Here is a 13,034-nt window from a genome sequence, read left to right as displayed (position 1 = left end):
CTCTGGTGATTAATTGGACAAAAGACATTATTTTTACTGGCTTTACCCATAAAAAAACGGGCCTTAGAAGGCCCGTTTGCTACAAGGATAATAACCGGTAAATCGATTATTTGTAGGCGGACTGATGCACGCCAACAGCACGGCCGGAAGGATCGTCCATGTTTTTGAACGCTTCATCCCACTCAATCGCCTTCGCAGAGGAACAGGCCACTGAAGGGCCACCAGGCACGCATTCAGCCGCGCTTGGAACCGGGAACAATTCTTCAAAAATCGTGCGGTACAAGTAGCCTTCTTTAGACGTTGGCGTGTTGTACGGGAAACGGAAATGCGCAGTTTCTAGCTGTTGATCGGTGATCTGCTGAGAGGCCACTTCTTTTAAGGTATCGATCCAGCTGTAACCTACGCCATCAGAGAACTGTTCTTTCTGACGCCACGCCACGCTGTGTGGCAGATAAGACTCGAAACATTCACGCAGGATATGTTTTTCCATCTTACCGTTGCCGCACATCTTGTCTTTCGGGTTGATACGCATCGCGACGTCGAGGAATTTTTTGTCCAGGAACGGTACGCGGGCTTCCACGCCCCAGGCTGACATCGCTTTGTTGGCACGTGCGCAGTCATACATATGCAGGGCCAGCAATTTTCGCACGGTTTCTTCGTGGAATTCTTTGGCGTTCGGCGCTTTATGGAAGTACAGGTAGCCGCCCAGTACTTCGTCTGCGCCTTCGCCAGACAACACCATCTTGATGCCCATCGCTTTGATTTTACGCGACATCAGATACATCGGCGTTGATGCGCGGATAGTCGTGACGTCGTACGTTTCGATGTGATAAATAACATCGCGTATAGCATCCAGGCCTTCCTGCACGGTGAAATGAATTTCGTGGTGCACGGTGCCTAAATGGTTAGCCACTTCCTGCGCGGCACGCAGATCCGGTGAACCTTCCAGACCGACAGCAAAGGAGTGCAGCTGCGGCCACCAGGCTTCGCTCTGATCTTTATCTTCGATACGACGACCGGCAAATTTCTTGGTGATTGCAGAAATCACGGACGAATCCAGACCACCAGACAGCAGCACGCCGTAAGGTACGTCAGACATCAGATGGCTTTTCACTGATTCTTCCAGCGCATCTTTCAGGGCAGCAGCGTCAGTGACGTTGTCTTTGACGTTTTCGAAGTCAAACCAGTCACGATGGTAGTATTCGCGAATTTCACCTTCCTGGCTCCACAGATAGCTGCCTGCCGGGAATTCTTTGATGGTGCGGCAAACCGGCACCAGCGCTTTCATTTCTGAAGCGACATACATGTTGCCGTGTTCGTCATAACCCATATACAGCGGGATGATGCCCAGATGGTCGCGACCAATCAGGTACGCATCTTTTTCTGTGTCATACAGAATAAAGGCGAACATGCCTTGCAGTTCATCGAGGAAAGCAGGGCCTTTTTCCTGATACAGCGCCAGAATGACTTCACAGTCGGACGCAGTCTGGAATTCATATTTGTCGCCCAGTTCTGCGCGCAGAGCCTGATGGTTGTAGATTTCGCCGTTAACAGCCAGAACGTGGGTGTGTGCTGCGTTGTACAGAGGCTGTGCGCCGTTGTTCACGTCAACGATGGAAAGACGTTCATGCGACAGAATCGCTTTGTCGCTGGCAAACACGCCGGACCAGTCTGGTCCGCGGTGACGCATCAGGCGCGACAGTTCCAGCGCTTTTTTGCGCAGCTCGACGGAGTCAGTTTTGATATCGAGCACACCGAAAATTGAACACATATTACTTTCTCCCTAACGACGTTTCTCTGGCTGTCATTTTTATGTTTATGAATGAGGATCAACGTTGCCGTTCTTGCAGTTTTAAGCGGCGTTTGTTGCGTTGCTGATTATGAAAATGCGTCAAAACCCCCATGTTGTGCAAGTGGTTTAACGCTCTTCTGATAAATAGTTGGCTGATGGTAGGTGATCTTTAGCGAATCACCAGTTTTATGGTGATTTCATTAGCGGATTATTAATTTAATCGCCAAAAATTGAGGAGGATTCAAAAAAAGACAAAAGTGGATAAATATCAGACAGCAAGGCGAAAAAAAACGAGCCGGGATATCTATCCGGACTCGTTTTCAGAGGCTTACCCGTAGCCGTTAAATCACGTCGATATCGGCAACGGAAGGATAAATCCAGGTAGGGCGGAAGGGCATTCCCTCAATATCATTGAGAGTGGATACGCCGGTTAGCACCAGAATGGTTTCCAGACCTGCCTGGAAGCCTGCCAGAATGTCGGTGCGCAGATTATCGCCCACAATGACCGTTTCTTCGGAATGCGCCTGCATTTTATTAAGAGCCGAGCGGATTATCCACGGACTCGGTTTGCCGACGTAAAACGGCTGGCGACCGGTAATTTTTTCGATAGGGGCACATAACGCGCCACAGGCCGGAACAAAACCGTGCCCGTGATTATCCGGATTGGTCGCGATAAACCGTGCGCCATTCGCCACGAAATAGGCGGCTTTATGGATCATGTCCCAGTTATAGGAACGGGTTTCGCCAACAATCACGAAATCAGGATTGATATCGGTAATAGTGAAACCGGCTTTATACAGTTCATGGATCAGCGCCCCTTCGCCGACGACATAGGCTTTTTTGCCTTCCTGACGTTTCAGGAAATCAGCGGTCGCCATCGCGGAGGTGAAAAATGCACTTTCAGGGACTTCAAGACCGGCGGCGCTGAAGCGATTTGCCAGATCCTGCGCTGTCTGGGAAGGGTAGTTAGTGAGAATAACTAACGGCATTCCCTGTTCCTGAATTCGCGCCAGAAAACGGTCGGCGCCGGGTACTGCGGTATTGTCGTGCAGCAGCACGCCATCAATGTCACAAATTACGTTCTTTATTGTCATGATTTCCAAACCCACGTGTTCAGTCCCATTCCTGGCAGCCTGATACTATAGCACGTCTCAATTTTCCATCAGACGCTGTAACAGAACGCCATTCAGCATAGCCCGTTTGACCAGAGCAAAAGCCCCAATCGCGGACTGATGATTCAGGGCTGAAGTCACTACCGGTAAATTGCGGCGGAAATCTTTCAGAACCTGCGCATTAATACAGTTCTGAATAGCAGGAAGCAGGACTTTATCGGCTTCCGTGATTTCACCGGCAATCACCACTTTTTGCGGATTAAACAGGTTAATCGCAATCGACACGCCTTTACCCAGCTGGCGTCCCACATGTTCAATTACTTCGGTAGCCAGTGCATCGTGGCGATTGGCGGCCTTACAAATGGCGGAAATCGAGCAGTCTTCCAGACTTAGTTTACTGGCATAGCCTTGCGTCAGCAGATGGCGTACACGATTTTCGATGGCGGCGTTGGCCGCAACAGTTTCCAGACAGCCGAAATTACCGCAATGACAGCGCTCTCCCAGCGGATCGATTTGGATATGACCGATTTCACCGACGTTGCCGTTACTGCCAAGGAAAATCTGGCCGTTAACGATGATCCCTGCGCCGGTTCCGCGGTGTAAGCGAACCAAAATGGAGTCCTGACAGTCGCGGGTCGCACCGAAGTAGTGCTCGGCCAACGCCAGACTGCGGATATCGTGGCCGACAAAACTGGTGACTTTGAATTTTGCTTCCAGCGCATCGACTAATTTCCATGCCCCGACGCTGATATGCGGCATGTAGCGCACGATCCCTTTATTCGGATCGACCAGCCCCGGAAGGATGACAGAAATGGCAATCAGCTCGCGGATTTTACGCTGATTGAGCTCGATGAACTGGGCAATGGCTTCGAACAGCGCATTCTCCAGCGTTTCCTGAGTGCGCTCGGGCAGGGCGTAATGTTGTTCAGCCAGCGATTTGGCACTGAGATCGTAAAGCGTAATCGTCGCATCGTGGCGGCCAAGGCGCACCGCAATGGTATGGAAAGGGCGGGTTTCGGTAATGATGGAAATTGCGCGGCGGCCTCCGGTAGAAGCCTGCTGATCCACTTCTTTGATCAGCCCGCGCTCAAGCAATTGCCGGGTAATTTTGGTGACACTGGCGGGTGCCAGCTGGCTCATGTCGGCAATCTGAATGCGTGAGATGGGCCCTTGCTGGTCAATCAGGCGGTAAACGGCTGCGCCGTTTAACTGCTTAACCAGATCAACGTTGCCGATTTGTGCCTGCTGTCCGCCAGTTGTCATCAATGCTGTTATCCGCTCAATTAAACTTCGTCACCATTAACGATAGTTTTTGTGATTTTAAAATCATGAGTGAACGCGGTGAGATTAGCGACTTTACCTGCTTCGATGCTGCCCAGCTGGTCATCAAGACCAATGGCGCGAGCCGGATAAAGCGATGCCATACGCAGCGTTTCATCCAGAGCAATTCCGACATGTTCGACGCTGTTTTGCACCGCTTCGATCATCGTCAGCGCAGAGCCGCTCAGCGTACCGTTTTCGTCCACACAGAGTCCGTCACGGTAGTATATTGTTTTACCGGCAAAAATGAACTCATCAATATTCGCGCCAGCCGGAGCGGTAGCATCAGTGACCAGCACCAACTTCTCGCCTTTGAGCTTTTTCGCGTTACGGATGTTGGCCCAATCCACATGCAAACCGTCTGCAATCACGCCGGTATACACTTCGGGCGTATCGAAGATTGCACCAATAAGGCCAGGCTGACGACCGGTAATGGCGGGCATTGCATTATAAAGGTGCGTCGCAAAGCTGATCCCTGCCGCAAAACCGGCACGTGCTTGAGCATAAGTAGAATTTGAATGGCCTGCGGAAATCACGATCCCGGCATCACGCAACTGGCGGATATATTTCGCATCAACCTGTTCCGGCGCCAGCGTCAGCTGAGTTATCACGTCGGCGTTAGCGCACAGGAAGTCAATCATGGCGCTGTCTGGCAGGCGGATAAAGGCAGGATTGTGCGTGCCTTTTTTAGCCGGGCTGAGGTATGGCCCTTCCAGGTGCAGACCCAAAGCCTGGTTCGGATACTTTTCCAGATAGGTGCGCATCACGCTGATACCGTGTTTCATGTAGTCGTCGCTACAGGTAATCAGCGTCGGTAAGAAACTGGTACAGCCGGATTTTTCATTGGCTTTCTGCATGATTTCTAACGTTTCTACGGAAATCGCTTCCAGAGAATCATTGAACTGCACGCCGCCACAACCATTAAGTTGCAGATCGATAAATCCGGGGGCAAGAATGGCGCCATCCAGACTGCGGGTTTCCACATTCGCCGGCAATTCACTCACCGGGCAGACACGTTCGATTTTGCCATCCGCAATCACTACCGCGTGGTTATCCAGAACGTCATGACCGGTATATATCCGGCCCTCAATCAATGCGTACATCATGCCCCCATTCCCCTAAATCATTTGAGCCGCAGCGGCGTTGGCTGCTTTCACTCACTCCGGTCACTTACTTCAGTAAGCTCCCGGAGATTCGTTCAGTTGCCGCCTTGCTGCAACTCCAATGCTTTCGGGGACTCAGTTAATTAAAGATTTTTCATATTTTCCGCTTCTAACTCGCGGAAATATTTAACAGTTTTGACTTTCAGTTCCATGGTGGACGGTTCGTCACATACCATAACGGCTTTCGCGTGCAATTGCAGGCAGCTGATGGTCCACATGTGGTTGATGTTGCCTTCAACGGCGGCTTCCAGAGCCTGCGCTTTCGCGTGACCGGTAACCAGAATCATCACCTCTTCCGCATCCAGCAACGTACCCACGCCAACTGTCAGGGCGAATTTTGGCACCTGAGACACATCGTTGTCGAAGAAGCGGGAGTTCGCGATACGGGTTTCGTGGGTCAGCGTTTTGATGCGCGTACGGGAAGCCAGGGAAGATGCCGGTTCGTTGAATGCGATATGGCCGTCGTTGCCCACGCCACCCATGAACAGGTTAATTTTGCCATAAGACTTAATTTTCGCTTCGTACTGGCGGCATTCTTCGTCAACGTCAGGTGCATTACCATTCAGCAAGTTGATGTTTTCGCGTGGAATATCAACGTGGTCAAAGAAGTTTTTGTACATGAAAGTATGGTAGCTCTCAGGGTGTTCCTGTGGCAGACCGACATACTCATCCATGTTGAAAGTAACGACGTTCTTGAAGCTAACCTGGCCTGCTTTATGCATGGCGATTAAATGTTTGTAAGCTTCAAGAGGGGTGCCACCGGTAGGCAGACCCAGAATGAAAGGACGGTCGGCAGTAGGTTTGAAAGCGTTAATACGTTCAACGATATGACGTGCAGCCCATTTGCCAACTTCAGTGGTGGTGTTTAAAGGAATAAGTCTCATCACGTACCTCTAGTTTCAGAATATTGAATATACTGTTGATATCCTTTGTCCTTGACCTTGCAGGGGCGTTGGCTGCTCTCGTTCACCCGAATCACTTACCTGTGTAAGCTCATCGGGATCCACTCGATTGCCGCCTTCCTGCAACGTCAATGACTGCGGATATACGTAGTCAAAGTAAAAACTAAGTTCGTCAGTTCAAAGGCGGTCTTGTTAAGCGTAAACCACCGCGGCGGTTTATGAATGGCACAATGCCGTCTAGATTTTTTTAATGATAAAATAAGTTTTGTGTGTTGACCAGTCTGATGGCATGTTATGACCTCTTTTTGGTGATATTTCTCACAAAAAGAGAGGTTTTAATTTGCGATACGAAATAATCTTTTTACACTCGCAGTGCTGTTAGTTATAAGTGCAGTTGGTTAAATCGGAACGGTAAAGGTAGTAACCATACTAATTAAACTACTTAGGTGATTCGCCTGACGGCGGATAGGGGGAAATGTGAATATTCTTGGATTCTTTCAGCGTTTAGGCAGAGCGCTTCAGCTGCCGATAGCCGTACTACCGGTCGCTGCTTTATTGCTGCGTTTCGGTCAGCCTGATCTTCTTAATATGCCTTTCATCGCGCAAGCCGGTGGCGGGATTTTCGATAACCTCGCATTAATTTTTGCTATTGGTGTGGCATCCAGCTGGTCTAAAGACAACGCGGGTGCAGCAGCATTAGCGGGCGGTATTGGTTACTTCATCCTGACCAAAGCGATGATAACCATCAACCCTGCGGTAAACATGGGCGTGCTGGCCGGTATTATCACCGGTCTGGTGGGCGGTATGGTTTACAACCGCTGGTCTGATATTAAACTGCCTGACTTCCTGAGCTTCTTCGGTGGGAAACGTTTCGTTCCTATCGCAACGGGCTTCTTCTGTCTGATTCTGGCCGCTATCTTCGGTTACGTCTGGCCTCCGGTGCAGGATGCAATCCGTGCGGGCGGGGAGTGGATCGTAGGTGCTGGCGCATTCGGTGCAGGTATCTTTGGTTTCGTAAACCGTTTGCTGATCCCAACAGGTCTGCATCAGGTTCTGAACACCATCGCATGGTTCCAGATTGGTGATTTCACCAACGCTGCAGGTACAGTATTCCACGGTGACATCAACCGCTTCTACGCGGGTGACGGCACTGCGGGGATGTTCATGTCCGGCTTCTTCCCAATCATGATGTTCGGTTTGCCAGGCGCAGCATGTGCAATGTACTTCGCTGCACCGAAAGACCGTCGTCCGCTGGTAGGCGGTATGCTGGTATCAGTTGCTGTGACTGCATTCCTGACCGGGGTAACTGAGCCGTTAGAATTCCTGTTCATGTTCCTTGCTCCGTTGCTGTATTTAGTACACGCCATCCTGACCGGGATCAGCCTGTATGTCGCAACCGCTCTGGGCATTCACGCAGGCTTCTCCTTCTCTGCGGGCGCTATCGACTATGCGTTGATGTACAACCTGCCAGCAGCAAGTAAAAACGTCTGGATGTTGCTGGTGATGGGTGTGGTCTTCTTCATCATCTACTTCGTTCTGTTCAGCGTGATCATCCGCATGTTCAACCTGAAAACGCCGGGTCGTGAAGACGACGTGGATCATATCGGTGAACCGGAAGCGAACAGCAACACTGAAGAAGGTCTGAATCAGCTGGCTGTGAGCTACATTGGTGCTCTGGGGGGTTCTGACAACTTCAAAGGTATTGATGCCTGTATTACCCGTCTGCGTCTGAATGTGAAAGATGCCGGTACCGTTGATGATGCAGCGTGTAAACGTCTGGGCGCATCCGGTATTGTCCGTCTGAATAAACAAAGCATCCAGGTTATCGTTGGCGCTAAAGCAGAGTCTCTGGCTGATGCCATGAAGAAAGTGATGGCACGCGGCCCGATTGCTGCCGGTGTTGCGACCCCGGTTGCTGCGGTTAAAGCGGCTCCTCAGGCTGTGCCAAACAGCGTGAAAATCGTAGTTGAGACTCTGGTTTCGCCGGTTACCGGTGACATCGTAGCGCTGGAACAGGTGCCAGATGAAGCATTTGCCAGCAAAGCAGTGGGTGATGGTGTCGCTATCCGTCCGACAGACAAAACTGTGGTTTCTCCTGCGGCCGGTACTGTGGTGAAAATCTTCAATACAAACCATGCGTTCTGCCTGGAAACCACTTCCGGCGCTGAAATCGTAGTGCACATGGGGATTGATACGGTTGCACTGAACGGTCAGGGCTTTACCCGCCTGGTCGAAGAAGGCGCAACGGTCGTCGCGGGTCAGCCTGTACTGGAACTGGATCTGGATTATCTGAACGCCAACGCGCGCTCAATGATTAGCCCGGTTGTGGTCAGTAACATCGACGATTACACCGGTGTGATTTCTCTGGCCAGCGGCTCAGTGGTTGCCGGTCAGACCAAACTGTTCGAAATCCAGAGTAAATAATTCTGCTGATTAAGTAACAGTCGAAAGCAAAGTAAAAAGTCTAATCGCGGGAAGAGAGCAATCTCTTCCCGTTTTTTTATTGCTTCCAGGCAGAAGTCATGCAGATAACCACGATTTTATGCAACTAACGGTTGTTTCCTTACGTGGCTTGTTGGAACATAAGCGGTTATCCGTAGAGTCAAATGTCGCGTAGAGGAATTGCACAATGAGTGAGGCAGAAGCCCGCCCAACAAATTTTATCCGTCAGATTATTGATGAAGATCTGGCGACCGGGAAACACAATACCGTTCATACCCGTTTCCCGCCCGAGCCTAATGGCTATCTGCATATTGGTCATGCGAAATCTATCTGCCTGAATTTCGGCATCGCGCAGGACTATCAGGGGCAGTGCAACCTGCGTTTTGACGATACCAACCCGGCAAAAGAAGATATTGAATTCGTTGAGTCAATCAAACACGACGTGCAATGGCTTGGTTTCGACTGGAGCGGTGATATTCATTACTCTTCAGACTATTTCGATCAGCTGCACGCCTATGCGCTGGAACTGATCAATAAAGGTCTCGCGTATGTTGATGAACTGTCTCCAGACCAGATCCGCGAATACCGTGGATCCCTGACATCGCCGGGTAAAAACAGCCCGTTCCGCGATCGCAGCGTCGAAGAGAACATCGCGCTGTTCGAAAAAATGCGTAACGGCGAATTCGCCGAAGGCGCTGCGTGTCTGCGTGCAAAAATCGATATGGCTTCGCCATTCTTCGTAATGCGGGATCCGGTGATTTACCGCATCAAATTTGCAGAACACCATCAGACCGGTAACAAGTGGTGCATCTATCCGATGTACGATTTTACCCACTGCATTTCCGATGCACTGGAAGGGATCACGCATTCACTGTGTACGCTGGAATTCCAGGACAACCGCCGTCTGTACGACTGGGTGCTGGATAACATTTCCATTCCATGCCATCCACGTCAGTACGAGTTCTCCCGTCTGAATCTTGAATACTCCATCATGTCCAAGCGTAAGCTGAACCTGCTGGTAACGGATAATATTGTTGAAGGCTGGGATGATCCGCGTATGCCGACCGTTTCCGGTCTGCGTCGTCGTGGTTACACCGCTGCGTCTATCCGTGAATTCTGCCGTCGTATCGGCGTGACAAAACAAGACAACAACGTCGAAATGATGGCGCTGGAATCCTGTATCCGTGATGACCTGAATGAAAACGCACCGCGCGCTATGGCTGTTATCAACCCTGTAAAAGTGATCATTGAAAACTTTACCGGTGATGACGTGCAGAAGGTGAAAATGCCTAATCATCCGAGCAAACCGGAAATGGGCACCCGTGAAGTGCCATTCACCCGTGAAATCTACATCGATCAGGCTGATTTCCGCGAAGAAGCCAATAAGCAATACAAACGTCTGGTGCTGGGCAAAGAAGTACGTCTGCGCAATGCGTATGTTATTAAAGCAGAACGTATCGAGAAAGATGCAGAAGGCAATATCACCACCATCTTCTGTTCTTACGATATTGAAACGCTGAGCAAAGATCCGGCTGATGGCCGCAAGGTGAAAGGCGTGATCCACTGGGTTTCTGCGTCTGAAGGTAAACCGGCGGAATTCCGTCTGTATGACCGTCTGTTCAGTGTTGCGAATCCTGGCCAGGCAGAAGACTTCCTGACCACGATCAACCCTGAATCGCTGGTGATTGCTCACGGTTTTGTAGAGCCTTCTCTGGTGACCGCTCAGGCTGAAATCAGCCTGCAGTTCGAGCGTGAAGGTTACTTCTGCGCTGACAGTCGCTACTCAAGTGCTGATAATCTGGTGTTCAACCGCACCGTTGGCCTGCGTGATACCTGGGAAAGCAAACCCGTCGCGTAATCGCCTGTGATCGGCTTGTTAGATCGACAAAAGTAAAACGCAGCTCAGGCTGCGTTTTTTTATGTCTGAGGCTTGCCAATTTTGTTTTTCATCGCGAATTAATGTGTTTCTGATGTTTGCTTTTTAAACCCTGAATATGTGTGCTGAAACGTTTAAATTGACGTATTAAAACGTCATTTCACTGATTTGATTATTTATTTTCATTACTCCGTTTCTTAATCCCTTCTCATAGTCTTTTGTTACACTTTTTCATCTTTATGTGCACTTTGTCATACTTCGGCGATCAATGATTAATTACTCATTGATAATTCGCGTCGCGAAAAATACTCTTGATCATGATTTAACCGGTTACGCCTCTGGCGGCCGCTTTTAATACCCGTTTGGGTTTTGTTCGTACTTTTTAGTCAAAAATGAGGAATTTCTATGCACAAGCACCTTAACAGGGGCAGGGGAGCGGCTTACCTGAAACCTGCACTCTATTCTCTTGCCGGCACCTTATTAGGTGGCGGAATGATGTTTTCCGAAGACGCCAAAGCGGCAGGCTTTATTGACGATTCGACGCTGACCGGTGGTGTGTATTACTGGCAGCGCGAACGTGACCGCAAAGACCTTAATAAAACTAAAGAAGAAACCCGCCCTGACGGCACAAAAGTCACGGTAAATAATCCTGATTACGATAAGTATGCCACCAACCTTTCGCATTCCACCGCTAACCTGAATCTCGATTTCTCTTCCGGCTATGCCTGGGATATGTTCGGGATCGACGTCGCCGCTTTTACCGCCATTGAATTAGCTGAAGCCAGTGACAGCGGCCATCCAAACGAAATCGCGTTTTCTTCTAAAAACCACGCCTACGACGAAGACTATTCGGGGGATAAAGGCGGCGTCAGTCTGTACAAAGCGGCCGGTAAATTCAAATACGGCGGATTCTGGGGACACGCAGGTTACATCCAGCCAACCGGGCAGACGCTGATTGCGCCGCACTGGAGCTTCATGCCGGGGACTTATCGCGGCGCGGAAGCAGGCTATAAGCATGACTTCGGGGATCCGGGCGAACTGAGTTTCTCCTATATGTGGGCCGACGAATATAAATCACCGTGGCATCTGGAAATGGATGATTTCCGTCAGAACGATAAGAAAACCGGTGTTTCGTATATCCATTCTCTCGGCGCGAAATACGACTTCAAAAATGATTTCGTACTGGAAGGGGCTTTTGGTCAGGCTGAAAGCTACGTCGATCAGTACTTTGCCAAAGCGTCTTACAAAATCGATCTGATGGGCAATCCGCTGACCACCAGTTACCAGTTCTATGGTGCGCAAGACCGCATCAGCGACAAGAACGATCCGAACAGCTTGTATGACGGGCTGGCCTGGTTGCAGGCGCTGACTTTCGGCTACACCACAGGACAGTTTAACTGGCGGCTGGAAGGTACGATGGTTAAAGCGGAAGGTAATCAGGGATACTTCCTGCAACGTATGACCCCGACATATTCCTCTTCCAACGGTCGTCTTGACGTATGGTGGGATAACCGTTCTGACTTCAACGCTAACGGCGAAAAAGCGGTATACGCTGGCGTGCTTTACGATCTCGCGAAATGGGATCTGCCGGGCTTTGCCGTCGGTGGTTCTTACGTTTATGCGTGGGATGCCAAACCAAGCACCAACGCCGCTTATGACCAGAGCCAGCGCCTGAAAGAAAGCGCCTGGAGTCTGGATGCGCTTTATACCATCCAGGAAGGTCGCGCGAAGGGCACGCTGTTTAAACTGCACTACACCCAGTACGACAACCACTCAGATATTCCGAGCTGGGGCGGGGGGTACGGCAACATATTCCAGGATGAAAAAGACGTGAAATTCATCGTTATTGCTCCATTCACTATTTTCTGAGGTCGTTATGTCGATGAATAAATTACTGATGATTGTGGTATCGGCAGTCTTGCTGGCCGCTTGCGCGCCAACCGCCGATCAGGCTCAGATATCCCAGACGCGTGCAGATTACAGCGCGTGTATTAATACGGCGGAAGGCAATCCGGACAAACTGGCGTCCTGTCAGGTGTTACTGAACAAGCTGAAACAGGAAAAAGCTCACCAGAAATTTGCGGAACAGGAAACAGTTCGCGTGGTGGATTATCAGCGTTGTCTGACGGCGCGTAAAACCGGTGATGGTCAGGCGTATGCGGCGGACTGCGGCAAAATCTGGCAGGAAATCAAAGCCAATAACGCGCCTAAGCCTGCAAACTAAAAGCAGGGTTTAGGTAAACGCTTCATTATTAAAAGCGAAACCCCGGCTTGCCGGGGTTTTTATGTCTGTCATCGCTTGTGAGTTCAACCGATGGATGCAACACATTGGTTAAAACGCTCTGCGGGTGATTCATAGTCTAGCGTTTTTCTTGGCCTCTCGTTGAGCTGCCTGGCAACACTGTTTAGTCTTAGCTGGCTGTGAAC

General features: G+C 50.2%; 9 protein-coding genes and 1 pseudogene. 4 read left to right on the top strand and 6 right to left on the bottom strand.

The window, feature by feature from the left end; translation table 11 throughout:
- Positions 1–106: 106 nt before the first annotated feature.
- The 5 genes from asnB to nagB all read right to left on the bottom strand — a co-directional run bounded on the left by asnB (position 107) and on the right by nagB (position 6,271).
- The gene (asnB, locus tag J1784_RS23315) at positions 107–1,771 is read right to left on the bottom strand and encodes an asparagine synthase B (RefSeq protein WP_217151175.1); all 1,665 of its coding nucleotides are present in this window, start codon (positions 1,769–1,771) and stop codon (positions 107–109) included.
- 362 nt (positions 1,772–2,133) lie between these two features.
- Positions 2,134–2,886 carry an HAD-IIA family hydrolase gene (locus J1784_RS23310; protein ID WP_152326452.1) on the bottom strand — a complete coding sequence of 251 codons (753 nt, stop codon included), beginning with the start codon at positions 2,884–2,886 and terminating at the stop codon, positions 2,134–2,136.
- A 57-nt stretch (positions 2,887–2,943) separates the two neighbouring features.
- Positions 2,944–4,167 (bottom strand): DNA-binding transcriptional regulator NagC, encoded by a 1,224-nt coding sequence (gene nagC, locus J1784_RS23305; RefSeq protein WP_217151174.1) that lies wholly within the window; start codon positions 4,165–4,167, stop codon positions 2,944–2,946.
- A gap of 20 nt (positions 4,168–4,187) precedes the next feature.
- Entirely contained in the window at positions 4,188–5,327 is a 1,140-nt protein-coding gene (nagA, locus tag J1784_RS23300; protein ID WP_217151616.1) for an N-acetylglucosamine-6-phosphate deacetylase, read from the bottom strand.
- 143 nt (positions 5,328–5,470) lie between these two features.
- Entirely contained in the window at positions 5,471–6,271 is an 801-nt protein-coding gene (nagB, locus tag J1784_RS23295; protein WP_217151173.1) for a glucosamine-6-phosphate deaminase, read from the bottom strand.
- A 495-nt stretch (positions 6,272–6,766) separates the two neighbouring features.
- Between nagB and nagE the strand changes: the two genes are divergently transcribed.
- From nagE to chiQ, 4 genes are all read left to right on the top strand, one after another.
- Entirely contained in the window at positions 6,767–8,713 is a 1,947-nt protein-coding gene (gene nagE, locus J1784_RS23290) for a PTS N-acetyl glucosamine transporter subunit IIABC (RefSeq protein ID WP_217151172.1), read from the top strand.
- Positions 8,714–8,918: 205 nt separating this feature from the next.
- Positions 8,919–10,589, top strand: coding sequence for a glutamine--tRNA ligase (glnS, locus tag J1784_RS23285; RefSeq protein WP_217151171.1), 1,671 nt, complete (start codon positions 8,919–8,921; stop codon positions 10,587–10,589).
- A gap of 423 nt (positions 10,590–11,012) precedes the next feature.
- The gene (gene chiP, locus J1784_RS23280) at positions 11,013–12,476 is read left to right on the top strand and encodes a chitoporin ChiP (protein ID WP_217151170.1); all 1,464 of its coding nucleotides are present in this window, start codon (positions 11,013–11,015) and stop codon (positions 12,474–12,476) included.
- Between the two features lie 13 nt (positions 12,477–12,489).
- Positions 12,490–12,831, top strand: coding sequence for a ChiQ/YbfN family lipoprotein (chiQ, locus tag J1784_RS23275; RefSeq protein ID WP_217151169.1), 342 nt, complete (start codon positions 12,490–12,492; stop codon positions 12,829–12,831).
- Positions 12,832–12,914: 83 nt separating this feature from the next.
- Here the strand turns inward: chiQ and J1784_RS23270 are convergent.
- A pseudogene (locus tag J1784_RS23270) lies at positions 12,915–13,034 on the bottom strand (IS30 family transposase); the annotation flags it as partial.

This window comes from Rahnella ecdela (assembly GCF_019049625.1).
In the GTDB taxonomy this organism is placed as follows: domain Bacteria; phylum Pseudomonadota; class Gammaproteobacteria; order Enterobacterales; family Enterobacteriaceae; genus Rahnella; species Rahnella ecdela.
This window is presented reverse-complemented; position numbering and strand designations above follow the sequence as displayed.

Excerpts from the sequence above, each read along its gene's own strand:
- asnB (WP_217151175.1), bottom strand. The coding sequence starts at position 1,771 with ATGTGTTCAATTTTCGGTGTGCTCGATATCAAAACTGACTCCGTCGAG.
- J1784_RS23310 (WP_152326452.1), bottom strand. The coding sequence starts at position 2,886 with ATGACAATAAAGAACGTAATTTGTGACATTGATGGCGTGCTGCTGCAC.
- nagC (WP_217151174.1), bottom strand. The coding sequence starts at position 4,167 with ATGACAACTGGCGGACAGCAGGCACAAATCGGCAACGTTGATCTGGTT.
- nagA (WP_217151616.1), bottom strand. The coding sequence starts at position 5,327 with ATGTACGCATTGATTGAGGGCCGGATATATACCGGTCATGACGTTCTG.
- nagB (WP_217151173.1), bottom strand. The coding sequence starts at position 6,271 with ATGAGACTTATTCCTTTAAACACCACCACTGAAGTTGGCAAATGGGCT.
- glnS (WP_217151171.1), top strand. The coding sequence starts at position 8,919 with ATGAGTGAGGCAGAAGCCCGCCCAACAAATTTTATCCGTCAGATTATT.
- chiP (WP_217151170.1), top strand. The coding sequence starts at position 11,013 with ATGCACAAGCACCTTAACAGGGGCAGGGGAGCGGCTTACCTGAAACCT.
- chiQ (WP_217151169.1), top strand. The coding sequence starts at position 12,490 with ATGAATAAATTACTGATGATTGTGGTATCGGCAGTCTTGCTGGCCGCT.